Origin of the sequence: Chryseobacterium sp. PMSZPI (genome assembly GCF_002835665.1) — a bacterium.
GTDB lineage: Bacteria > Bacteroidota > Bacteroidia > Flavobacteriales > Weeksellaceae > Chryseobacterium.
In genome coordinates, this window is sequence record NZ_PIZV01000055.1 from 13,623 (window position 1) to 40,103 (window position 26,481).

The 26,481-nt window shown below is 34.4% G+C and carries 17 protein-coding genes; 15 read left to right on the forward strand and 2 right to left on the reverse strand.

Features of this window, described 5'->3' with window-relative positions:
- Positions 1-14 precede the first annotated feature (14 nt).
- A complete protein-coding gene (locus tag CW752_RS10880) occupies positions 15-2,804 on the reverse strand; it encodes a TonB-dependent receptor (protein ID WP_101239739.1) in 2,790 nt (929 codons plus the stop codon).
- A 324-nt stretch (positions 2,805-3,128) separates the two neighbouring features.
- Between CW752_RS10880 and CW752_RS10885 the strand changes: the two genes are divergently transcribed.
- The 14 genes from CW752_RS10885 to CW752_RS10950 all read left to right on the forward strand — a co-directional run bounded on the left by CW752_RS10885 (position 3,129) and on the right by CW752_RS10950 (position 23,713).
- Positions 3,129-3,803: a response regulator gene (locus tag CW752_RS10885; RefSeq protein ID WP_101239740.1), complete on the forward strand. Its 675-nt coding sequence runs from the start codon at positions 3,129-3,131 to the stop codon at positions 3,801-3,803.
- Between the two features lie 51 nt (positions 3,804-3,854).
- The gene (locus CW752_RS10890; protein WP_101239741.1) at positions 3,855-4,886 is read left to right on the forward strand and encodes a sensor histidine kinase; all 1,032 of its coding nucleotides are present in this window, start codon (positions 3,855-3,857) and stop codon (positions 4,884-4,886) included.
- 134 nt (positions 4,887-5,020) lie between these two features.
- On the forward strand, positions 5,021-5,617 hold the full coding sequence (locus CW752_RS10895; RefSeq protein ID WP_101239742.1) for an IS1096 element passenger TnpR family protein: 597 nt from the start codon (positions 5,021-5,023) through the stop codon (positions 5,615-5,617).
- A gap of 307 nt (positions 5,618-5,924) precedes the next feature.
- Entirely contained in the window at positions 5,925-7,274 is a 1,350-nt protein-coding gene (locus tag CW752_RS10900; RefSeq protein WP_101239743.1) for an alpha-amylase family glycosyl hydrolase, read from the forward strand.
- Between the two features lie 115 nt (positions 7,275-7,389).
- The gene (locus CW752_RS10905) at positions 7,390-7,830 is read left to right on the forward strand and encodes a hypothetical protein (protein WP_101239744.1); all 441 of its coding nucleotides are present in this window, start codon (positions 7,390-7,392) and stop codon (positions 7,828-7,830) included.
- A gap of 20 nt (positions 7,831-7,850) precedes the next feature.
- Positions 7,851-8,501, forward strand: coding sequence for a hypothetical protein (locus CW752_RS10910; RefSeq protein ID WP_101239745.1), 651 nt, complete (start codon positions 7,851-7,853; stop codon positions 8,499-8,501).
- Positions 8,502-8,655: 154 nt separating this feature from the next.
- Positions 8,656-9,450: a thymidylate synthase gene (locus CW752_RS10915; RefSeq protein ID WP_101239746.1), complete on the forward strand. Its 795-nt coding sequence runs from the start codon at positions 8,656-8,658 to the stop codon at positions 9,448-9,450.
- 83 nt (positions 9,451-9,533) lie between these two features.
- Positions 9,534-9,752 carry a hypothetical protein gene (locus CW752_RS10920; RefSeq protein WP_101239747.1) on the forward strand — a complete coding sequence of 73 codons (219 nt, stop codon included), beginning with the start codon at positions 9,534-9,536 and terminating at the stop codon, positions 9,750-9,752.
- Between the two features lie 25 nt (positions 9,753-9,777).
- Entirely contained in the window at positions 9,778-12,288 is a 2,511-nt protein-coding gene (locus tag CW752_RS10925) for a M1 family metallopeptidase (protein ID WP_101239748.1), read from the forward strand.
- A gap of 162 nt (positions 12,289-12,450) precedes the next feature.
- Positions 12,451-13,779 carry a hydroxymethylglutaryl-CoA synthase family protein gene (locus CW752_RS10930; protein ID WP_101239749.1) on the forward strand — a complete coding sequence of 443 codons (1,329 nt, stop codon included), beginning with the start codon at positions 12,451-12,453 and terminating at the stop codon, positions 13,777-13,779.
- A gap of 419 nt (positions 13,780-14,198) precedes the next feature.
- On the forward strand, positions 14,199-17,045 hold the full coding sequence (locus tag CW752_RS10935; protein ID WP_101239750.1) for a SusC/RagA family TonB-linked outer membrane protein: 2,847 nt from the start codon (positions 14,199-14,201) through the stop codon (positions 17,043-17,045).
- Positions 17,046-17,055: 10 nt separating this feature from the next.
- Positions 17,056-18,504: a RagB/SusD family nutrient uptake outer membrane protein gene (locus CW752_RS10940; RefSeq protein ID WP_101239751.1), complete on the forward strand. Its 1,449-nt coding sequence runs from the start codon at positions 17,056-17,058 to the stop codon at positions 18,502-18,504.
- Between the two features lie 733 nt (positions 18,505-19,237).
- Positions 19,238-22,084 carry a SusC/RagA family TonB-linked outer membrane protein gene (locus CW752_RS10945; protein ID WP_101239752.1) on the forward strand — a complete coding sequence of 949 codons (2,847 nt, stop codon included), beginning with the start codon at positions 19,238-19,240 and terminating at the stop codon, positions 22,082-22,084.
- 12 nt (positions 22,085-22,096) lie between these two features.
- Entirely contained in the window at positions 22,097-23,713 is a 1,617-nt protein-coding gene (locus tag CW752_RS10950; protein ID WP_101239753.1) for a RagB/SusD family nutrient uptake outer membrane protein, read from the forward strand.
- Positions 23,714-23,788: 75 nt separating this feature from the next.
- Here CW752_RS10950 and CW752_RS10955 read toward each other — a convergent pair whose 3' ends face one another.
- A complete protein-coding gene (locus tag CW752_RS10955; protein ID WP_101239754.1) occupies positions 23,789-24,715 on the reverse strand; it encodes a helix-turn-helix transcriptional regulator in 927 nt (308 codons plus the stop codon).
- 174 nt (positions 24,716-24,889) lie between these two features.
- On the opposite strand from CW752_RS10955, the gene CW752_RS10960 reads away from it, so the two are divergent.
- Positions 24,890-26,419, forward strand: a complete 1,530-nt coding sequence (locus tag CW752_RS10960) for an aldehyde dehydrogenase family protein (protein ID WP_101239755.1) — start codon at positions 24,890-24,892, stop codon at positions 26,417-26,419.
- The last annotated feature ends 62 nt before the right edge of the window (positions 26,420-26,481 follow it).

Below are 26,481 nucleotides of genomic sequence, written 5' to 3' on the forward strand. Positions count from 1 at the left end.
ATTGATTGAGTGTATTAAAATTGATATCCCAGTGTTAAACTGATGTTGGTTCCTGTTATTCTTTCTATAGCAAGAGCATCTTTACTATCATATTTACCATTGTCGTTAAGATCATGATAGAACTTGGCACGACGGTTCAGGATATCTGAAACATTAAGTTTGATCTCTCCTTTGTTGTTCCATATCTTTTTAGCAAGCTGGAAATCTAAAAGTGGTCTTGGAGCTTCCCAGATTGGCGGAACCTGATCATTTCCTACATAAAGGATCCTTCTTCCGATCATGTTGAAAAGTACTGTAGAAGACCATCCGGATTTTTCAGTATCATACTGAAGACTCAAATTGATGGTGTAAGGAGATTGCCCTTGCATTGGTCTGTCAATTTTAGTAGCCTCATCCGTTACTCTGTTTTTGATGTAAGCAAAGTTTCCACCGAATGTAAAGTTTTTAAGAGCACTTACGAAATCCAGTTTTTTTCTGAATTCAGCTTCAATTCCATAAGCATCAGCCTTATCTACGTTAAGGTAGTTGAACGTATTACTCGTTCCCACTCCGGATTGATTGAAGTATAATTCGATTGGTTTTTTGAAGTTTTTATAGAAACCTGCTACAGAAAGGATTTCTCCGTTTCTTGGGTAATATTCCCAACGAAGATCCACGCTGGTAATTTTAGTTCTTTCAATAAATTTGTTACCGATTACGGTAGCTCCTAAATCAAAATCATAATAAGCTAAAGGAGAAACCTCTCTGAATTCCGGTCTTACAACAGTTTGTGAACCTGCAAGACGAATATTCATTTTAGGATCAACTTTGAAAGTTAAGTTAAGAGCTGGTAAAAAGTCTGTTACACGAGTGTTTACAAAGCGATCGTCACTTTTCTTTGTACTTCCTACTAACTGATCAAAATTTTCAACTCTTAATCCCCAAACAGCTCTCAACCATGGTGTAAAGTTATTGTCAAACTGTAAGTATCCTGCATTAAGGATTGTATTGGCAATATATCTGTACTGGTTTCCGGCAATTTCGTCAAATGTAAATTTACCATCTGTTCCGAAGTTTTCAGGATTGAAAATGGTTTCGAAAGGTTGAGAAAGTAATCCCTGATTATATTTTTCAAGTCTTACAGAAAAAGGTCTGGAGTTGTAAATTCTGTCTTTTACCTGAAACAAATATCCACCTTTAATGGTTTGTTTTTGCCCGAATAAAGTGAACGTTTTGGATACATCTCCACCTGCATTATATAAATAATCGCTCAATGTAGAATAGAAAACACTTCCTGATTTTTGAGAAAGACCGTTAGAGATCAAAGCCAGGTAAGGGCTACCTGCCATTTCAGGATGTTGATTGTATTGTAAACGCTGCAATAATGGAATATACTGATCAAGGATTCCGAAACTTCCGTACCAGTTAAAAGTAAGTCCACCCAAAGCATCTATTTTATGAGTACCATTAATGGTTGAGTTGTAGAAAGTAGTTTGTTTAAACCCGATCTCTCTCGCAATAATATTAGTTCCGTTTTCCGGATCAAATTCAAAGTCCTTTCCTGTTCTGAAGGACATGTGATTGGTGGTATTATTGGTAATGATATTTTTTAGGGAAATTTTATTGTTGCTATTGAACTTTAAGGAAAGGTTCAACATTCCACCTAAAATAACATCATTGCTATATTTTTCAGTATAATAATCGAAATTGGTATCAGCAGTCTGGTCGTTGATGGTAAAAAAACGGTTGGTAGACTCGGTTCTTCTTTTGTTATTGCTATAGTTTAGAACAGCAATTACTCCTAAATCTTTCCCAAAAACTTTGGTATTGAAACCTCCGTCTAATTGTAAGCTTAAGTTCTCAGGATAGCCAACGCTATTATACCCAAAGTTTTTAGTATATCCCTTACCGATTTCAGTTTTCTGAGCTTCATTCAGAGTACTGAAGGCATTCTTTGCCGGCATATTGGTAGGAAGTTTTCTGAAACCATCATCAATACCTATGAAGTCCCATTTTCCACCCTTTTGCATTAAGAATTCCTGTCCCATGGTAATGGTATTCCCGCCTACACCTACTTGTACATTGAAGAAATCTTTATTAGGAATATCTTTAGTATTTACCTGAATCAGTCCACCTCCCCATTCACCTGTGTATTCAGGGATGAATGTTTTGTTGATCACCAGGGTTTCAATGACGTTAGCCGGGAAAAGGTCGAAAGAGAAAGTTTTTCTGTCTGGTTCTGTACTGGACAACTGTATACCATTCAGCATGGCTTGGTTATAACGATCAGATAAACCTCTTACTACAATATATTTTCCATCAAATAAACTTACCCCCGAAACTCTTTTCAGAACCTCTCCGGTATTTCTGTCCGGGCTTCTTTTAATGGCTTCCACTCCAATAACCTGTGAAACTACCCCTGCATTCTTTTGTAAACCGATGGTAGAAGCTATGGTCTCTTTTCTTGCATTAGATCTGATGACAACTCCCTCGATTTCCTTTTCCTTGGCGGTTGGCTTGTTTAAAACAATGTCAAGATGAGTATTTGCATCATTTTTTACAATAACTTCACTGATTTCTTTTCTGTTGTATCCACTAGAAGTTACGGTGATAACGTAGTTGGTTCCGGGGGACAGATTGATAGAGTAGTATCCGGAAATGTCGGTGGTTGCTTCCTGATCATTTACCTTTACTTTTACTCCTTCTATAGGAGTGTTATCTTTCTCATCCAATACCCTACCTTCTAAAATTTGACTTTGTGCAAAAGCATAGCCAGCAGAAAACAAGGCAAGTAGCACAATGCTCTTGTGGAGTTGTTTTTTCATTTTACTTCTTTTACTTCTTTTTCAAGGGCAAAATAAAGGCTAAGTTTTTAAGAAAACTTTAGGATAATTTTAATTAATTATGAAGTTTGTATTAATAAGAATGGGGTGGTTTTTATTATGGATGTTTGTTTTTTATTCGTGTATTTTTTTTATTTGTTTTAAATATTGTTTCGTATATTTGTTTTATTCATATCTATTCTGATGTATTTTTATTAATTTTTAAATTAAAAACAATGATTCTGTTTTTTAATAATTAGTTAACATTGTGAGGATAGATAAGACCAATGAAAATAACTAATTTTGTGGGAATTCTTAAACTAGAAGATGAACAAGAAAATTCTTTTAATAGACGACGAACTGGACATTTTAGAGATACTCTCTTACAATTTGGAAAAAGAAGGTTACGATATCTATACAGCAACCAATGGTAACGAGGGAATAGAAAAAGCAAAGGAAATTATTCCGGATCTTATTTTACTAGATGTGATGATGCCTGAAAAAGACGGCATTGAAACCTGTCAGGAACTTCGTAAAGTGAAAGAACTTCAAAAGACACTTATTGTTTTCCTTTCAGCGAGAAGCGAAGAGTTTTCTCAATTGGCAGGCTTCCAGGCAGGTGCTAACGATTATGTTGTAAAGCTGATCAAACCGAAAATTCTTATCTCTAAAGTAAATGCATTATTACAGCTAACTTCTCAGGTTTCCGATAATGCAAAATTAATTGAAATTGGAGATCTGGTTATTGATAAAGACAACTTCAGAGTTTCCAAAAGCGGACAGCAATTTCTGCTTCCTAAAAAGGAGTTTGATTTGCTTTATCTTTTGGCTTCCAATACGGAGAAAGTTTTCAAAAGAGAAGAAATTCTGGAAAAAGTTTGGGGTAATGATGTGATTGTTGGAGAAAGAACCATTGATGTTCACATCAGAAGATTGAGAGAAAAATTAGGAATCAACACTATCCAGACATTAAAAGGAATAGGATATAAACTTATCGTTTAATTACTTAAAAATCCTAACTTTACCTACAATAATCTTTAAAAATTTGTAAAATTGAAATTTTACAGGCTTACGTTCGTTGCCTCCTGTCTGCTGACGTTGGTAATGCTATTCTTAGTAGTTGTTTTCGACTCACTAAAAGATATCTATTATGAGACCCCTCAATTTAAAACGGGTCTCTTAATTTGTGTTATCCTGATCTTCATTATCAATTATGTAGTATTGGAACTCCTTTTCAAATACTATGGAAGAAAGCAGGTAAGAGGGCTTTCCGGAATTCTTCCTCAGGAAATGGTTCATGATAATGACGAAAATATAACCATTAAAGAACTAGGAGAAAGGTTCTCAGACCTTAATCAGCAGAGAGCTACTGAGATTGATATGATGAAGGAAATGGAAAGCTACCGTAAAGAATATATCGGAAATGTTTCCCATGAGCTTAAAACACCATTGTTTTCCATTCAGGGATATGTAGAAACTTTAAGAGATGGGGGAGTCGATAACCTTACCATTAGGGATAAATATCTGGAAAGAATTGATAAATCCGTTGAAAGGCTTATTGCTATTGTTACAGATCTTGATATGATCAATAGATTGGAAGCCGGAGAAATCAATCTTACCGTTTCAAAATTTGATGTTAATCTTTTAATCAAAGAAATTTTTGATCTTCTCGATCTTGAAGCAGAAAAAAGAAATACAACATTACAAATACAAACCTTACATCCGCAAATTTTTGTAGAAGCCGATAAACAGAAAATTTCCCAAGTTTTTATCAATCTTATTTCAAATGCAATTCACTATGCCAACAGACAAGAAGCTAAAGTGATTGTAAAGACCAGTGTATTGAAAAATAAAGTACTGATTGAAGTGATAGACAACGGAATGGGAATCAAGTCTGAAATCCTTCCAAGGATTTTTGAACGATTTTATCGTGTAGAAACCAGCAGAAGCAGGAGAGAAGGAGGTTCCGGATTGGGATTGGCCATTGTGAAGCACATTCTTGAAGCACACAATGAAAACATTACAGTGGAGAGTGTTTACCTTGAAGGGACGAAGTTCAGTTTTATGCTCGAAAAAAGCAAATAATTTCGGCAAAATGTAAGAAAAAAAAATATTTTAAAAAATTCAGAAATATTTTTTTGTCACATGTCATTTATTATATATTTGCACCAGAGATTTATCATAATTATAAAGGCAAAAAAGTAATTTAAGAAACTGATATGGTTTACAAAATCCGCGTAATATTAGATGCGAAAGAGGATATTTTCCGTGATATTGAAGTAAAGGGAAAGCAATCGTTATGGAACTTACATTTAGGAATAAAAAGTGCATTCAGTCTGCAAGGTGAAGAGCTTTCTACTTTTAATCTGTTAGAAAATGACGGAACAATAGTAAAAAGTGTCCCATTGGAAGATATGAGTGATGATGGTGATGGTGAGATTATGTCAGATGTTTACATTGATGAAGCTTTTGAAAATGTAGGTGACAAAGCACAATTCCAATATGGACTTCTTGATCTTTGGGAATTCTTCTGTGAGCTTGTAGAAGTAATTGAAGAAACAAAAGCTGTAAACTACCCAATTACAGTATATAGATTTGGAAATGTTCCTTTGAAAGCTCCTAGCAAAAACGGTAATGCAGGAGGATCTAAAAAGAAATCAGCAATGCCTCTGGCAGATGATGAGTTTGGTTTTGATGAAGATTTCGGAGGTGGTGGAAACTTCTCTGATGAAGACGATAGCTTTGATGACGAGGAAGAAGACGACTACAACGACGATGTCTTCGATGATGAGGAGGATAACGATGATGAAAGATAAGAGGTAAAGATATACAAATACAGCCCCGGATTTTTAATCCGGGGTTTTTTATGGACTAAACGGTGGAAGTGTAAATGGCTGAGAAGCCTGAGAAGGCTAAGGAGGCTGAGAAAGTAAAGAAAGTAAAGACAGTTAGTTATAGAGTTCTTTCCAGTCATTCGCCCTTTTACCTTTTACCTTTTCGCATCTTCGCATTTTCGCCTCCTCAGCTTTCTTCGCTTTTTTGCTCCCTTTACGGTTTAGCCCTTTTGTCTCTCCACTCTTTTTCCTCCTATCCAAATTCCTTACTTTTGTTAAAAATAGATTAATGAAAAAATTAATTTTATTAGCTATAATTGGTCTGGGAATTGTTTCCTGTACCACTCAAAGAAATACCTCCAAAATGACAGAATTACCGAAAGAATGGAAACATTCCACCAATATATACGAAGTTAATATCAGACAATATACCCAGGAAGGAACTTTCAAAGCATTTGCAAAAGAAATGCCCCGCCTCAAGTCGATGGGAATAAGAACCCTTTGGTTTATGCCTATTACTCCGATTGCCCAACAGAATAAAAAAGGAAGTTTGGGAAGTCCTTACGCGGCTGCAGATTATACTTCTATCAATCCGGAGTTTGGAACTCTACAGGATTTTAAAGATTTGGTGAATGAAGCTCATCGATTAGGATTCAAGGTGATTATTGATTGGGTAGCCAATCATACAGGTTGGGACCATATCTGGACCAAAACACATCCTGAGTTTTATTTAAAAGATCCGGATGGGAAATTTCATATAGCATCAGGTATGGATGATATCATAGAATTGGATTATAAAAACCAGGAAATGCGTCAGGCAATGATTGATGCAATGAAATTTTGGGTTAGAGAAACCGATATTGATGGTTTTAGGTGTGATTTGGCTTCTTGGGTAGAAGTGGATTTTTGGGAACAAGCCCGTCCTGCAGTAGAACAACTAAAGCCATTATTCTGGCTGGGAGAATTTGATGAATTGGAAAGTCCGGAGTATGGAAAAGTTTTCGATGCCAGCTATTCCTGGAAATGGATGCATAAATCTGCGGATTACTATAAAAATAATGAGCCTCTTCAGGAATTGAAAGATTTATTGGTGCAATATTCCAATATCGGAGATGCTTCTATGAGAGCATGGTTTACCTCCAACCACGATGAAAACTCTTGGAATGGAACGGAATATGAAAAATATGGAGTTATTACCAAGCCTATGGCTGTATTCTCAGCAACATGGAATGGTATCCCATTGCTATATTCGGGGCAGGAGCTTCCCAATATGAAAAGACTTGAGTTCTTTGAAAAAGATGTTATCAAATGGACCAATACTTATCAGGTTGCAGATTTTTATAAGACATTATTAGATCTTAAAACTCTTAATCCGGCTTTGAGAGGGGGTGATTCTAATGTAACAACCTACCTGTTGAATACAACCGCCAATGATAAGATTTTGGCATATAAAAGAAAAAATGGAAATAATGAGGTCCTTGTGGTTCTGAATATGTCAAAAGAACCGGTGAACTTTCGTATTGATGATGAACAGGTATCAGGAACGTTCAGAAATGTTTTTGATAAAACAAAAAGAGACTTCAATAATGGAAAAGATTTCAATTTCCAGGTTTCTGATTATGCCGTTTTTGAAAAATAAAAATTAAAGCCACAAAAGATTCGATAGTTTTAACAACCAATTTTTAAAAGGTAATATACTCCTCTTCTTTGGTGGGATGGTGTTTTTACTCCCAATAAAAATCCAGTATTGCATAATGAACAAACAAGAAATAATAAACATAGTCAAATCAAAAATCACAGATAAAATCCAATATTTTGAAAACCTGATTGCGGAAACAAGAGCTTCCAATAACGATACCAAGAGTTCAATGGGAGATAAGTATGAAACTGGGCGTGAAATGCTTCAACAGGAAATCAATAATTTACAAAGACAGCTTAACGAAGTCTTGAATCAACAATTTATTTTACAAAAAATTTCATCAGAACCTTCCGATAAAGTTCAAAACGGAGCGTTGGTGAAAACCAATAAAGGATTGTTCTATATTTCTGCTTCTCTGGGAGAAATTATTGTTGAAAATCAGAAGATAATGACGGTTTCAGCAGAATCTCCACTGGTGAAGGCTATGTTTGGCAAGAAAATGGGAGATGCATTTACCATCAATAATATCAATCAGAATATTGAAAATATCTGGTAGAATTAAACTTTATCACCATTATGAAATTAAAAAAAATACTTCTCTTTGCCTTTTTATTGGGAAACTTATTCCTTCATGCACAAATTCGTGCCGGTGTTTCAGCTAAGACCTACGATCTGACATCTGTAAACCTGACCATAGACGGTTTTGTAATTAACCTCAATTCTCAGGGCGAAATTGTAGATTTTCATGCTCCGGAACTGAATGGGAAATATGAATATTATGATGATAAATATTTTGATCAGTATAAATATGGAAAACTTAAAAGTATTGGTAACGTCAAAATAGATTATTGGGATGATATGGATAAAAACAGTGAGAAATATGGGAAATTAAAAAGTATTGGAGACATCAAGATCGAATATTGGGACAATCCGGTTTTTAATAAAGAAAAATTTGGTAAAGTAAAAAGAATTGGAAGCTTTGCTATCAATTATTGGGAGAACGATATTATCGATAACAGCCGGTATGGAAAACTGAAGTCAATAGGTGATATTTCAATTGATTACGGAACCAAAGATATTATTGATGATAGTAAATATCAAAAACTAATAAAGTTTGGTCCTGTACGCCTTGATTACTGGAATGATAAGTATACTGAAAAAGCTAAATATGGCCAATTGAAATCCATCAATGGAAACAGTGAAGAGATAAGTGTTTCCGTGTTATGATGTCGTCAAATGATAAAAAAAATAATATCCCGTAGTTGGCAGGTATACAAATGTTTAATAGAAAACGGATATGGCTATTATAAAAAGCATTCATAAAAATGGATGCTTTTTTTGATGGTTTTCACTAAATTTGAACCATAAAATTCCATTCAAAATGCAAAACTATCTAGACCTTTTACAACATATTTTAGACAACGGGACCGATAAAACCGATAGAACCGGTACAGGAACAAGAAGTGTTTTCGGATATCAGTTAAGATATGATTTGTCGAAAGGATTTCCTTTGGTAACGACTAAAAAAGTGCATTTAAAATCAATCATTTACGAATTGTTATGGTTTCTAAAAGGAGATACTAATATCAAATATCTTAACGATAACGGAGTAAGTATCTGGGATGAATGGGCTAATGAAAATGGTGACTTGGGGCCTGTTTACGGTGCTCAATGGAGAAGTTGGACCGGAGCTGATGGAAAAATAGTAGATCAGATTACAGAAGTTATTGACCAGATCAAAAAGAATCCTGATTCCAGAAGATTAATTGTATCAGCATGGAATGTGGCAGAAATTCCTAATATGGCTCTGGCGCCTTGTCATGCACTATTTCAGTTTTATGTTGCAGATGGAAAATTGTCTTTGCAACTTTATCAAAGAAGTGCGGATGTTTTCCTTGGAGTTCCATTCAATATTGCAAGCTATGCTTTATTGTTAATGATGGTTGCACAGGTTTGTGACTTGGAAGTAGGAGATTATGTTCATAGTTTCGGTGATGTTCATATTTACAATAATCACTTTGAACAAGTGAAAAAACAGCTTTCAAGAGAGCCAAGATCCCTTCCAACAATGAGGCTAAATCCTGAGATTAAAGATATCTTCGATTTCAATTTTGAAGATTTTACGTTGGAGAATTATGATCCACATCCGGGGATTAAAGCTCCTGTAGCTGTTTAATATCAATATATAAAAGTATAGAAGTGGAGCGATGAACTCCACTTTTTTTGTAACTTTAAGAACGAAATATCTACCTATTTATCATGAAATCACTTAAAATTAGTATTGAAGAAAATACAGATGTGGAAAAATTGAAAGAAATTTTACTGCAGATTAAAGGAATTGCTTCCGTAGATATTATTGACGAAGAAAACCCTGAAAGTGAACTGAAGAAAGCTTTTGCCAAAACAAAAGAACAGTTGAAGAAAGGAGATTATGAAACGCTTGTTAATGATATTTTTGATATAATCATAAAAAAATAATTCTAAAAAATAATAAAGTAGACAGATGAGAAAGGCCATTTTATCGATTGCTATACTTGGAATTTTATTTTCCACAAACGTATCAGCACAGACGGAGACTTCGGGAAGAGAAAAAATATACAGAGCTACTCATACCAAGGTAACAGAACTTAAACATACCAAGTTAAAAGTAAATTTCGATTATCAAAAAGAGCAAATGAACGGGGAGGAATGGCTTACTGCTACTCCTTATTTTTATCCTACAAACGAATTAACACTTGATGCTAAAGGAATGTTGATTCATGAAGTTGCTCTTGATAATAATGGAAAAAAATCTCCTTTAAAATATGAGTACAAGGATGATATTTTAAAAATTAATCTGGACAAGACTTATCAGAAAAATCAGGATTATACTGTATACATTAAATATACCGCCCGTCCAAATGAGGTGAAACAACAGGGGAGTATGGCGATTAATGATGCAAAAGGGCTTTATTTTATCAATGCTCAGGGAACGGAACCTAATATGCCAACACAAATTTGGACACAGGGAGAAACGGAATCCTCATCTGCATGGTTCCCTACAATCGATAAACCAAATCAAAAGACCACTCAGGAAATTTACATGACGGTTCCTGATAAATACGTTACACTTTCCAATGGTATTTTAAAAGAATCTCAGAAAGAATCCAACGGATTGCGAACCGATCATTGGGTGATGGATAAAAGACACTCTACTTATCTGTTCTTCATGGGAGTAGGAGAATATGCTATCGTAAAAGATAAATGGAAAAATATCTCGGTAGATTATTATATCGAAAAAGAATACGAGCCTTATGCAAAGCAGATCTACGGAAATACTCCTGAAATGATAGAGTTTTTCTCTAAAAAAATGAACTATGACTTCCCATGGCCAAAATATGCGCAGATTTCCGGAAGAAATTATGTAAGTGGTGCCATGGAAAATACAACGGCAACCCTTCACGGTAGTGATATTCTTCAAAAACCGGGACAATTAATTGATGAAAATAAGTGGGAAGATACCATTGCGCACGAATTATTTCACCATTGGTTTGGAGACCTCGTGACAGCAGAAAGCTGGAGTAACCTTACCGTAAACGAGTCCTTTGCCAATTATTCCGAATATCTTTGGAATGAATATAAGTATGGAAAAGATCAGGCAGATTATCACCTGATGTCTGACGTGAATATGTATCTTCATAATCCGACAGATTTTAAGAAAAATCTGGTAAGATTCAATTACGGTTCCCGTGAAGATGTTTTTGATTTGGTAACTTATCAAAAAGGAGGAGGAATCCTTAATATGCTAAGAAATTATCTGGGGGATGATGCTTTCTTTGCAGGAATGAATGATTATCTGAAAACAAATGAATACCAGAATGCAGAAGCACATCAATTACGACTTTCTTTTGAAAAAGTATCCGGTAAAGATTTAAATTGGTTCTTTAATCAATGGTATTTTGGAAGTGGAAATCCGAAAATCAATTATACATTCACATTTGAACCTGTGAAAAAACAGGTGGCGGTAACTATTAACCAGACTCAGGATCAAATGTTTGAGTTTCCATTGGCCATCGATGTGTATGATAACGGAAAGCCTAAAAGATATAATGTTTGGGTAAATGCGAATGCTCAAAATACCTTTAATTTTGATGTTTCCAAAACTCCAGATCTGGTTAATATTAATGCGGATGGAGTTTTAGTTGCTGAAGTCACAGATAATAAAACTCCGGAGCAAAATTTATTACAGTTTACAAATTCTAAAGAATTTAAAAGCAGGTATAAGGCTTTAACAGGAATAAAAGATCAGACAGGAAAAAGTCCGGCTGTAACAAAATTATTGGCTGCAGCTTTGAAAGATCCGTTTTTTAGAATAAGAAATAAAGCATTGGAATTAATAGACCTTACCAATGCGGAACAAATGAAAGCTTTAGGGACAGAAGTAGAAAAATTAGCAACCAATGACCCTAAAACCTTGACTCAGGCTGCTGCAATTGCTGCTTTAGCTAAAACAAAAGATAAAAAATACATTCCGATATTTGAAAAAGGAGTTAATGCGGTTTCCAATGCCGTTAAAGGAAACTCTCTAAGTGCTATTATTACGATTGATCCATCAAGGGCTAATGCCTTTGTAGATAAGATTAACCTGGAAGGTGCTTCAGACGAATTATTGGCTACTTTCCTTCCGGTTATTGTTAAAAATAAAGTAACTTCTCAGATGGAGTATATTGCTCCTTTAGCCGCTTTTTATCCATTTGTTAAATTCCAGAATCCGGAATTAGGTAAAACTGCAGAGGAAGGTTATAACTGGATCATGGCTTCAGATAACCTGAAAGCAGTGGAAAACATTACCAAAATGTTAGGCTATGCAAAAAACCAGATGGCGGATAACCCACAGGCAAAGATGATGGTAGTTCAAATGCTTAAAGACGGCTTAAGTAAAAAAATGGAATTACTGAAACAGAATCCTCAGAAAGCAGAAAGTATCAACAAACAAATTGATGCTCTGAATAAAGCAATTGAAAACTTTAAATAATTTCAAGCGATTTATTTAAAATATAAAAGCAGCATTGCAATTTTTGTAATGCTGTTTTTTGTTATTGAAAAAAGTAGAGTTATTAACAGATAACTAAAAAGTGGCGATATTGAAAGGTTATTCAGACTACATTTTATAAATTCGTATAAAAATTTATATAAAATGACTTTTGGAATTGAGGCTGCGGGCTATTATGTGCCTGGTTTATATTTGGAGATTAAGGATTTAGCGGAGAAAAGAGGAATAGAACCGGCAAAATTGGAAAAAGGATTAGGATTGCATAAAATGGCTTTGCCTGACGTTCATGAAGATTCGGCAACCTTTGCGGCGGAAGCACTATTGAAACTTATTAAAGATTATAATATTAATCCGAAAGAAATTGCAAGGGTATATCTGGGTACAGAAAGTGCACTGGATGCTGCCAAACCTACAGCTTCTTACGCTGTACAGATGGTAGAAAAAGTATTGGAAAAAGAGTTTGGGGAAAGAAGTTTCAAAAACTGTGATATTGTAGATATGACTTTTGCATGTGTGGGAGGGGTAGATGCTTTACACAACTCTCTTGATTTTGTAAGGGTAAATCCGGATAAAAAAGCAATAGTTATTGCCAGTGATTATGCAAAATATGAATTGGCATCTTCCGGAGAATATACACAAGGTGGAGGTGCTGTTGCACTATTGATTTCTTCAAAACCGGATTTACTGGAAATTGAAAACCAGTGGGGAATTGCTTCAGAAAGCGTTTTTGACTTTTTTAAACCAAGAAGACAATATAAAAAAGAAGATTTAAGAAATGCTCCCGAAGCTTATCCTGACAACATTGAGATTTTTACTGATGAGCCTGTTTTTGATGGACAGTATTCCAATCAATGCTATCAGGATAGAATAAGAGAAGCTTATCAGCATTATAAAGAAATAACACATAAGGCCAACCCATATGAAAACTGGGAATATCTTATTTTCCATTTACCCTATGCTTTTCACGGAAAAAGAGTGTTTACAGAAATTTATAGTATTGAAAACGGACTTTCCTATGTGACTCCGGATGAACAAAAGGCAGTGGCAAAATCAGAAAATTATCTTCAACTTATCAATAACAAAATAGAAAGAACACAGAGAGCATCTTCCGAAATTGGGAATATGTATACGGCTTCTATTTTTATGGCACTTCTTTCAGCATTACAAACCTCTTTTAATGAGAATGAAGAACTATCCGGTAAGGAAATAGGTTTCTTTGGATATGGAAGTGGTTCAAAGTCAAAAGTTTTTGCGGGGAAAATATCAGAGAATTGGAAAAAAGTTGTTGAAAAGTGGAATTTATTTGAAAATTTAAACAACAGAATTCCTATCAATTTTGAAACGTATGAGAAGCTGCATAGAAAACAATTGGATCAGTCTGTGAATTCAAAATATAAAGGATTTGGATTAGTATCTATAGAATCGGAAAATCCTGTTTTAGATGGAGCCAGATATTATAATTACCAAGATTAATATTTTTACTTCTAAAATGATAAAAAGCACTCCGGATAATGGAGTGCTTTCTTTTTTATTAGTGTTTTTGTATGTTTTTTTAATAATTTAATATGATTTTGGTGATTTTTATGCGAATTGAAAATTTAAAATATTATATTTTATTTATTAAAAATATGTATTCTGTTTATATTTTTTATTGTTTTCTTGAATTTGATTTAACCTAACGAATTTTTTAATGGTTGTTAAAATTCTGTTAATATTAAGTACTTAAGGATTTTTTTACTTTTTTCTAAATTATCACTTTTTAGTCTAACCTTTTTATTGTTTTTTAATGAAATTAGTGCTTGTTAATAGCTTGTTTTGCAGTGTTTTATAAATTGAAAATATTGGTATTTATTGACATATTTGTTGATGGTATATATTAAAATTTGTTAAATATGAATGTGAAACTAAGTGTATTAAGTGCCGGAGCATTGTTTTTTATAGGACAAACAGCCTGGGCACAAAAAGTGAAAAAGGATACTGTTCTTCAAGAAAATAAAATTGATGAAGTTGTTGTTACAGGATATCAGAAAAAGGCAAAGGATGAAATTGCTCAAGCCCAATCTACTATTACTGCTGATGAATTAAAAACACAAACACCAACTACTTCTGTGGGGAATATGCTTCAAGGTAGGGCATCGGGAGTATTTGTTCAATCAAGAAATGGGCAGCCCGGATCAACAGCTGAGATTAATATTCGTGGTATTTCCGGATTTAGTGGGAATTCGGAGCCACTATATGTTGTGGATGGTATTTATATGACTGCCAGACAATTTAACGCCGTAAATGGAAATGACGTTGAAAATATGGTTGTTTTAAAAGATGCTGCTGCAACAGCTCAATATGGTTCCAGAGGAGCGAATGGGGTTGTTGTAGTGACGACAAAAAAAGGAAGAAATGGAAGAACACAATATTCATTTGAAAATAGATTAGGGTTTTCTCAAAAGATTTCCGATAAAGAATTGAATTTTGAAATGATGAATTCTGCTCAGAAATTACAATATGAAAGAGAAATGAGAGCTTTAGGTTTGTCTGGACTACCAAATTATACTGCAAATCAGGAGCAAGAGCTCTTAAAATTAGACCATAATTGGCAGAAAGATATTTTAAGAACCTCATTTTTACAAAGCTATTTGTTTTCAGCAAGGGGTGGAAGTGAAAAAAATAAATTCTATTACTCTTTAGGGTATGATAAAGATAATGGTATTGTTCGTGATATTAACGGACTGGATAGATATACTGGAAGATTTAATTTTGAAAATAATCTTAGTGATAAATTAAAAGTTGGGTTGGATCTTGGAATAGCTTATCAGTATACACAAAATGTTAGAGATAGAAATAATGCTCAGAGTCCTTTTGGTTCAATGTATCGATATAACCCTTTTGAGTCTGTATATAATCCTGATGGATCATATAATTATAATTTAAGACAGGGTTTTAACATTATTGAAGCATTAAGGAATAATCTTGATTATGAGCAAAGATTAAGATTAACGGGAAATGTCTTCGGAGAATATAAGATTAATAAGAATTTATCTTATAGAATGTATTTTAATACATTGTATGATAACTTAGTGAATACAAATAATTTGAAACGAGGATCTCAGCTTGATGTTATTGTAAACGGAGCAGCTGGATTAGGTACCCTTAGGAAAACTACATTTTATTCATTCAACTATATTTATGGGAATAGAATAGATTTTAAAAAACAATTTGAGGATCATTTTATTAGTGCTACAGGGGTTGTAGAGTTTAATAGTGAATTTACCGAAAATATTGCAGCAAGTGGGACTAATTATAAAAACCCTAATTCCGATGCTCCTTCAAATACAATACCTTCAGATAAAAATACATTTACCGGAGATAAAGTAAAAAGCACTTTGTTTTCTTTATTGGGGTTATTTGAATATAATTATAAAAAGAAATATTTGATTACCGGATCTATTCGCCAGGATAAAAGTTCGAAATTTGGTGCAAACAATAAATCTGGAATATTTTGGAGTGGAAGTTTAGCATGGAATATAGCTAAAGAAGAATTTCTTAATGGTGGCTTTTTCAATGAACTTAAATTAAGAGGATCTTATGGGACCGTGGGAAATGATAGAAGTATTCCAAATTTTGCCAATGTTGGTTATGTTTCTTATGGAGATTATGGAACTGGAGCAACAATGACTCCAACCACTATAGCAGGAAATCCGGATATCAAATGGGAAACTAATAAAACAACGGATTTAGGAATTGATTTTGCATTTCTTAATAATAGGTTCAGAGGTGCTATAGAGGTTTACCGAGCAGATAGAAATGATTTTATTCAATTGTTACCATTACCATATGAATCGGGAAATTATTCTGTCTATCGGAACCTTGGAGATATGCGTAATGAAGGACTTGAAACGGAATTTACTTTTGATGTAATCAGAAAGAAGAATCTGAAACTTTCATTAAGAGGAAATTCTACATGGCAAAGATCTAAAATAACGTCCCTCGATGGGGTTAGTACACAAAGAAATCTTGGTGAGACAAGCTTAAAAGTAGGAGAAACTCCATATTTCTACAGATTGGTAGAATATGCAGGAGTTAATCCGGCTGATGGAAAAGCATTATATTATACGGACAGAGCTACACCTGATGCTGGTGAGAATTTTTATACCATCAACGGAAGGACAGCAACAGATGTATATAATGCGACAGCAGATATTAAAGATCTTACTAATAAAAGCCCTATTCCAAAGTTCTTTGGAGGATTTGGTTTTACTTTAGAGGCATATGGGTTCGATCTTTCTGCAGATTTTTCATTTAAAACGGGAGCTTACACTTACAATTATCAAACGAAAATTTTACAAAGTGCATCATCCAGAACAAATAATATGAGTACAGATGCTTTTAATTATTGGAAAAATCCTGGAGATACTAATGTTCTACCTAAACCAACGGCAGTGGGATTAAGGGATTCTGACCAATTTTTAGAGAAATCAGATTATCTTAGATTTAGAACATTGATGGTAGGATACACATTTAGTAAGCAAACTTTAGGTGAGAGTATTCCTGTAAATTCAATTAGAGTATATGTGCAAGGACAAAATTTATTAACATGGACAAGTTTCAAAGGAGATCCTGAAGTAGCTGTCGGTTCGGGAGAAAATCAATTAGGTGTTTCTCAGACTTATGTTTCTGGTTCATATGCCTTGTTTAGTTATCCTGCTGTAAGACAATTTATGTTTGGTGTTCAAGTGGAATTTTAAAATTTAAAAAATGAAAAGAATAATTATATCGTGCTTAGTACTTACTCTTTTTGCGAATGTTTCGTGTGAAAGAGAATTGGATCAATTTTCAAATACAAATACATTTGTTGATGCAGCATTTAAAACATCATCAGATTATAGGTTTGCTTTAGATGGTATTTATGATGCTATGAAAAGTCCTGGATATTTTTCCGGAGATTCCGGTAATCAGAATATTTTGGCTGATTTGACTTCTGATAATTTGATTCAGAGCCCAACAGGAAGGTTAACAAATAATAGGGCTTGGCTTTTAGAGTTTGGGTCGGATGATGGTCAAACTACAACTTTATATGGAGCCGCATATTTTGCTATTTCTAGGGCTAATTTTGTTTTGGAAAATTTAAATAAAGGAATTCTTTCTCCTGCTGAAACACTGCAGGTTGAAGCTGAAGCGAGAGCATTAAGAGGAATTCTTCATTTTGATATTGCTAGAGCATATTGTAAAATCCCAACACAATCCACAGATGCAAATAACTCTCTTGGAATTGCTTATATGACTACTACATCTAATAATCCGGTTACCAGGGATTTAAATGTTGCACAGGTGTATGATAAGATTATCAATGATTTGGAATTTGCAAAAACAAATATTCCAACTACTAATAGTACGCCCGCACCTTTCTCAAAAGGTCGTTTGAATAAAGCAGCTGTAGCAGGATTACTTTCCAGAGTTTATTTATTTAAGGGAGATAAAGCAAAAGCTTTGTCTGCAGCAGAAGAATCTATTACGTTATCTCCAAGTGTAGGATCTATCAATAATTTTCCTTTAGTTTGGAATAGTACCAATCAGGATGGAACTTTATTTGAAATATTAAATTCAGATGCAGAAAGAGTTACTATGGGAGTTTCTTATAATCAGATTGTGGGAGGAGCCATTAGATCGGAGTTTGTACTTTATCGAGATTTCTATAATTTATATAAAGACACTGATATTAGAAAAAATACTTATTTTCAGGTGAGCGCTTATTCCGGACAAAGTTATGTCAATGTAATTAAATATAATACGAGAGGTTCTTTGCCAAATGTTGTAAATTATAAATACCTTAGAACTGCTGAAGTCTACCTCAATGGTGCTGAAGCTGCTTTTGATTCCAACCCGGCTAGAGCTTTGGCTTTACTTAATATTTTAAGACAATCAAGATATTCTGATTATACTCCATTAAATATAACAGGAACTGCGTTATGGGATGAGATTCAAAAAGAAAGAAGGTTGGAATTAATGGGAGAAGCTGACAGATGGTATACTTTAAAAAGATTAGGATTAGGTTTAACAAGGCCTAATCAAGGTGCATTAAGTAGCGGAGGAGGGAGTCCGGCCCCAACACTTATGCTGTCATCTACAAGTGATAAATGGCAATGGCCAATTCCAATTGAGGCAATCAATATAAATCCTGGAATTAAGCAAAACCCCGGATATTAGAAGAATGATTAATTAATAATAAAAAAGTTCTACTTAGTAGAGCTTTTTTTGCTACTTATGATAGGGAAGTATTATTTAACTCTGTTAATCATAATATTATCAATCAATTTTTATTGAAGAAGTAATTAATACATATTGAAAAAACTTGTAAATCTGTATATATTTTCAGAAATCATAATAATGAAAGCAAATGTCGACTGTTTGTAATAGATAAGAGATAGCAAAGTTTCCATAATGAACTATTTTGGAATATATAAATTCGCTTTTTGTTTCACAATCAGAAACTAACAGAATAAATACATTAACAGGATTGGATAATTAACAAAAATTTAATTCAAACTTTAGTACAGTTGGCAGAGGTAGATTTTTTTAACGCTTTTTACTCTCTTTTTTAACTAAAATTAGCGTTAAAATTCTCTATTTATTCAAAAAAACAGAAATGTTTTGTTTTATATTTTTCGTTATTTTTAATTTATTTGGTTTATTTTTTTTCGTTGTTTTGTAAAAATGATTTACTTTGATTTTAATTTTACTATTTATTAAAATTCTGTTAATTTTAAAATTGCTTTTGTTTTTGTTAATTTTTTAAAAGTAATAAAAAATTTTCTTTATCTTTTTTTTGAGATCCTTATGAATATGCCTGCTCTGGATGTGGGTTTTCGGCTTTTAATAAATTGATGTTGTAGATATTTATTAACATATTTGTCACTTGAATATATTAAAATGTGTTAATATGAATGTGAAGTTACGTGTTTTGACAGCCGGAGTTTTGTTTTTTACAGGACAGGCTGTATTCGCTCAGGAGAAAGATTCTAAAAAAGACAAAGAAACTAAGATTGAGGAAGTCGTTGTTTTAGGATATAGTAAAACAGCTACAAAAGCTAAAACTACAACATCTTCTGTAACAGTAGGTGCTGAAACTTTAGAAAATAGACCTAATATCTCAGTATTAAACTCAATTCAAGGGACAGCCCCAGGGATTGTAGTGAACTCTGCGTCAGGTTCTCCAGGTTCTGGTAAATTCAATATACTAATTAGAGGTGCCAGTTCCCTTAATGGATCTACAGATCCTTTGTATGTTGTAGATGGGGTGATTACTTCTGGATCTCAGTTTAGAAATTTAAACTCTTATGATATTGAAACTTTCAGTATCTTGAAAGATGCTCAGGCAACAGCAATCTATGGAAACAGAGCAGCAAATGGAGTTGTGGTAATTACAACAAAAGGAGGGAAATTTAATTCTGGATTAAAAGTTTCTTATGATGCTCTTTCTTCATTTAGTAAATTGCCTAATGCTGATTACAATATGGCAAATGGCCAACAATTGTTATTACTTCAGAAGAATTTACAGACAGGTTTAGGAGCTACTCTATCTAACGATCAGATTAATAACTGGGGAGTTAATACGGACTGGAACAAACAGTTTACCCGTGTAGGAATTTCTCAACAACATAATCTTTCCATTACTGGAGGTGGCGAAAACATCAATAACTTTTTCTCATTAGGATATCTTGATAGTGAAGGTACTGTAAGATCTACAGATTTCAAAAGATTTACAATGAGAAACAACCTTAATGGTAAGTCTAAAGATGGAAAACTATCTTTTGGGGCTATCGTGGGGTTAGGATACTCTAAGAGAAACCAATTGGATGATGAAACGAATTCAGGTATTGCCAACAATACACTTCAGAATCCTTTATTTGGAGGAATCCTTTCAAGACCTTATATCGGACCTTCTCCATATGCTAACGGACAGGAGCTATTTAATGCCATTAAGACCGATGCAACAAATAACAGACAATGGGTTCTTCAAGACAACATCAACGGAGGAATCAGAAACAGATTTACAGAATTAAGTATTTCTGCTAATGCTAATGTAAACTATAAAATTACAGATTATTTAAGCGTTGGAAACAGAACAGGTATCGAGTACAAGCAATATGAGAGAATTTTCGCAAGATCTCCACTAGGATATCTTTCTATAAGTGTTGCTAATTCAGACGGTTCCAGATATGGAGGTAATGAAGATTTTACGACTACAAGAGATTTAACATTCAACAGTATTACGAATATTACATTCAATAAATCTTTTGGAGATCATACAATTACTGCTGCAGCATACATGGATTACATCAAGGCTCATGTCAGTTCAACTTTCCAAAGACAAAATGGTCTGAATCCATTGCAGTGGGAGTTTGGTGCAGGAACAGGTTATATTCCTTTTAACCCGGATACCCCAAACATTTACAGACCTTCTAACAGTGCTTCAAAAGTAACTGCAGGTACATTAGCTTATTTTGCTACAGTAGACTACGATTACAAAGATAAGTACGGAGTAAGTGGGGTGGTAAGAAGAGATGGATCTTACCGTTTCCTTCCTACCAACAGATGGGAGACTTTCTGGTCAGTAGCAGGAAGATGGAATATCGATAAAGAAGACTTCATGGCTAATTCTGGATTCAGACTGCTTAAATTAAGAGCTTCCATTGGTACTACTGGTAACCAGAATTTAGGAATAGTAACAGATAATGCTAACCCATTAGCTTTACTTCCGAATAACTTCCTTGATCTATATAGCGGTTTTTCAGGATATCAGAATATGTTAGGATACAATTTTGTTAACTTATCAAACCCTTACCTAGAGTGGGAACAGGTGAAACAAAGTAACATCGGGTTGGATTTTAATTTTAAAGGATTGATCGAAGGTAGTGTTGATTACTATCAAAAAAGAACATCAAGAATGTTCAACGATCTTCAAAGATCGGCAGTTACAGGATACTATTCAATCAGAGGAAATGACGGAATTCTTGATAACAAAGGTATTGAAGGATTGATCAAATATAATGTGATCAGAAACCAAAATACAAAATTATCCATTTTCGCCAACGCTGCATACAACTCTAACAAGATCGTTTCTATGAACAGCGAAAATCTTGCAGGAGATGTGGTAAATGCTATTGGTGGACCTGCTGGTCAATATCAGCTATATACATATGTGGGAGTAAATCGTGATAATGGAAATTTACAATTCCTTGACAAAAATGGAAATGTCACTGAAGCTCCGACATCTGCAGACAGAGTACTAACCGGAAAATCAAGATACGCTAAGTTTACAGGTGGTTTCGGATTCAACTTCCAACACAAAGGATGGTTCCTGGATACATTATTCTCTTTCCAACAAGGAGGATGGATCTATGATAACTTACAATCATGGATTATGGACCCAAGTGCAGCCGCTAATAGAAATCTTTCTGCTGACTTATTGAATGCTTGGACTCCCGATAACAGAGATACGGATGTACCAGCATTAAAAGCCAATAACTTAAGCTTAGGCTCTTCAGACAGGTTCTTACACAGATCAGATTTCATAAGACTGAAAAATATTACTTTAGGATATAACTTTAGCAAAGATCAATTGGGCAAGCTGCCGGTAAGAGGTATTAAAGTATTTGTTCAGGCAGAAAACCTTTACACTTGGACAGATTGGAAAGGATTCGATCCAGAGCCAATTACCTCGTATTCACTAAATGTTTACCCTAACCCAAAAACCGTATCTGTAGGTTTAAATGTTGATTTTTAATAGAGAAAAGTTATGAAAAGAATTATAAATACAATATTAGTTGTAGCAACCTTATCATCTGCTGCATTTACATTAACCGGCTGTCAGGATGCTCTTGATATTAAGCAGCCAGGAGAATTACAGGAGCAAGACCTGTATACTAGTGTTGCTAATCTAAGCGAAGTTTTAAATGGATCTGTATATGCTCAGTTAGATCCGATTGATGAAATTTATTTCACTGCTGTATTTACAGATGAAGTAAAGCCGGGATCTGGAAGTGGAGGACAGGAATATTCACTACACAGATATTTCCTTGATCCATCCAGTGCTGTTGTAACAGGAGGAACAGTAAGTACTTCTTCAAGTGATGGAATTTGGTTGAATAACTATAAAGTAATAAACAGAGTTAACAGACTTCTTGAAGGGGCAAAGAAAATTACACCTGCCAATTCAGACGAACAGAAACAATACGATGCGATCCTTGCACAAGCAAGAGCAATCAGAGCATATTGTTATGTACAGTTAGAAGCTTATTTTTCTAAAGATATGAAGAATCCTAATGCGTTAGGAGTAATTCTTCTGAAGGATGTTCCTGCTACGGATGCACAATTACCAAGAGCTAAAAACCAAGAGGTGTATGATTTCATTAATGCTGATTTAGATTACGCAAGAGGAATATTAGCTTATTCTACTGCTGACCAAGGAGCAAGATATTTTGCTGATAAAGGATTTGTGAACGCTGTAACTGCTCGTTTTAACTTGTATAGAGGAAATATGCCTTTGGCAAAACAATATGCAAATGAAGTAATTACTGGAACCAATTTAAAGCTTACTGTGGCTAATCCTATTGTAACAACATCGGCTCCTGTTATTGCAGCGAATGATCCTGCAAGTGCTTGGTCTAAAGAATTTTACAATGTAGCAACTTCTTTCAATCCATATAGGAATCTTTGGAATGACTCATCAAGAGGTGAAATTATCTTCTCTCTAAACAGACTTCCATTAGGAGCCGGAGGTACCATTGGTTCAAGATGGAATACAAACCAGTCTAATATTACAGGTACTCCAATGTGGTTCTGGGGAAGAAACCTATATAACCTGTTCCAGAATATTCCTGGAGATGTCAGAAAGTATGCTTACGTTGATCCTACTTCCAAGGTTAATGCTAATTATGCCAGTGCAACAGCAGGGGCAACTAGAAATGATGCATTGGTTATTGATAAATACCCTGGTAAAACAAGTACGGCAACCAGAAACGATGTAAAAGTTTTCAGATTGTCAGAAATGTATTTCATCTTGGCAGAAGCAGAAGTAGCTGCAGGAAATCTTTCAGCTGCTCATGATCTGATTCAGAAAGTAAGAGAAGCAAGAAATTATGAAGGATCTGCTACTACTCCTACTTATACAGATGCACAATTTGCTTATGCTGATATTTTAAAAGAACGTAGAATTGAATTAGCACTTGAGGGACACCGTTTTCTTGACCTGAAGAGACTTGGTGCATTGGCTAATGTAAGCATGGACAGAAACCCCACGGATGATATTATCCCGGTTAACAATCTTCCAAATGGTGATTACAGATATACATTACCTATTCCAATCAGAGAAATTTCTGCTAACCCAAATGTTGAACAGAATGACAAATATTAAGAATTAATTTTTTAATATATATATAAGAGCCCCGTCTACAACGGGGCTCTTTCTATTGTAATATCCAATCATATACTATTCACGGAAAATAATTCTGTTTTGGTAACTTTTAGGCGTTATTCCTTCTATTTGCTTAAATACTCTGGTAAAGTAATTAGTATCCGAAAAACCAGTCTGAAAAGCGGTTTCTTTAATGGTATTTTGTCCTGCCAATAATTCTTTGGCTTTGTTAATTCGTTCCTGCAAAATAAAATCATTAGGAGAGGTGCCCAATTCGTCTTTAAACATTTTAAAAAAATTGGACTTACTTACATAAGCAAGCTTTGCAATACTTTCAATAGACAATTTTTGATGAAGATTTCTTTTGATATAGTCTACAACAAATCCCATTCTTGATCTATTTTTTACCATATTTTTTTCAACCATGCTTCTTGCCTGGGTTTGCATTAACCTTATCAAAAGCTCTTTCAATGCAAAATCTGCCATAATATCTTTTTGAGAATTATCATCCATGGCAATTCGCATGATATTATTAGTGGCAGAGACCAATGCCTGGCTATTAAATAGAAAATATTCACTCAACTGAATATTCCATTGTGAGGTTTCATCTATTTTAGGAAGATGGTAATTTAAATAATTTAAAGAGTCCTCTATAAAAACCGGATTTAGACTTAATGAGATACATTGTGTCGGAGTTTCATCAGCCTCAGGGAAATCAATAACCATTGTTTCACCGGGAGCAACTAAAATACTTTCTCCCGGAAGATAGTCAAAGTAATTGGTTCTATTTTCCAATTTCATATGTTTTTTCCCTCTTAACATTGCTGTAAATGCAAGATTTTCGAAATGAAGTTTTACTCCAAAAGCTGTTTTATGAGTTTCATAGATACTGAATTCACAATTGTTTAGATTGAACTTTGTCTGGTTTTCAACAAGACTTAATAACTGACTTTCCTTGCGTAATTCAGGAGTGTTTAATAAAATCTTGCTATTGTTACTCATTTCTAAATATTTTTAATCAAGTATTTAATCAAATATAGAAAATTTGAAAGTATGTTGCTGTTAATAAAATGATAAAATTGAAAACCTATATTATTTTACACTTTTTTTGTACGATTGTGCTATAGGTTTTTCGTAGGGACATGTAATTTGGCATAACAGAAAATAAAAACGAATATGAGTACAATTACAGAACCTAGATCAACGACACTTTTACAGCGTCCGGAATTCAAACACAGATATGATAATTATATTGATGGAAAATTTACCCCACCGGTTAATGGACAATATTTTGATGTTGTTTCTCCGGTTGACGGTAAAAACTTTACTCAGGTAGCCCATTCATCAAAAGAAGATCTGGACCTCGCAGTGAATGCTGCTGATAAGGCATTTCAAACTTGGAAAAATACTTCATCTACAGAAAGAAGCATTATTCTGAATAAAATAGCAGATAGGATTGAGAAAAATTTGGAATATCTGGCCATAGTAGAAACCATTGATAACGGTAAAGCAGTGAGAGAAACGTTAGCAGCTGATTTACCACTGGCGATTGACCATTTCAGGTATTTTGCCTCAGTGATTCGAGCAGAAGAGGGATCGCATAACGAATTGGATAAAGATACCGTATCACTTATCGTACATGAGCCGCTGGGAGTAATTGCACAAATCATTCCTTGGAATTTTCCTATACTAATGGCAGTATGGAAGTTGGCTCCGGCACTGGCGGCAGGTAATTGTGTTGTTTTAAAACCTGCAGAAAGTACACCGGTTTCCATTATGGTTTTAATGGAATTGATTGGAGATTTATTACCGGCTGGAGTGATTAATATTGTAAACGGTTTTGGAGCAGAATTAGGAAGAGCTTTAGTAACTAATCCCAAAGTGGCAAAGGCAGCATTCACAGGTTCCACAGCTACGGGACGCCTGGTAATGCAGTATGCAACAGAAAATATTATCCCTGTGACGTTAGAATTAGGAGGGAAATCACCCAATGTATTTTTCAACTCTGTAATGGATGCAGATGATGAATTTTTGGATAAAGCGATTGAAGGTGCTGTTCTTTTTGCCCTGAATCAAGGGGAAATTTGTACATGTCCTTCAAGGCTGTTGGTTCAGGAAAGAATTGCAGATGCTTTTATTGAAAAAGTAATTGAAAGAGTGAAAGCGATCAAAGTAGGAAATCCATTGGATAAAACAGTGATGATGGGCGCACAGGCTTCTCAGATCCAGAAAGATAAAATACTTTCTTATATCCAATTGGGAAAAGATGAAGGAGCGGAAGTGTTGGTAGGAGGTGATATTAATAACCTTGGTGAGGATCTTGAAGAAGGGTTCTATATCCAACCTACCATTTTTAAAGGTAACAATAAAATGAGAATTTTCCAGGAAGAAATATTTGGTCCCGTTCTCGCTTTTACGACTTTCAAAGATGAGGAAGAAGCCATAAAAATAGCCAATGATACTATTTATGGACTTGGAGCAGGAGTCTGGACAAGAGATGCACACCAGTTGTATAATATTCCACGTCAGATTCAGGCAGGAAGAGTTTGGGTGAATCAGTATCATTCATATCCGGCAGGAGCCCCTTTTGGAGGTTACAAACAATCAGGAATTGGGAGAGAAAATCATAAAATGATGCTTGATCACTACCGTCAGACGAAAAATATGTTGATTTCCTATAATAAAAATAAGTTAGGCTTTTTTTAATACTAAAGGCGTGCCCGCTTTGCTCTGGAAAATCCAGAGCAAAACGGTCGGGCTATCCAGGG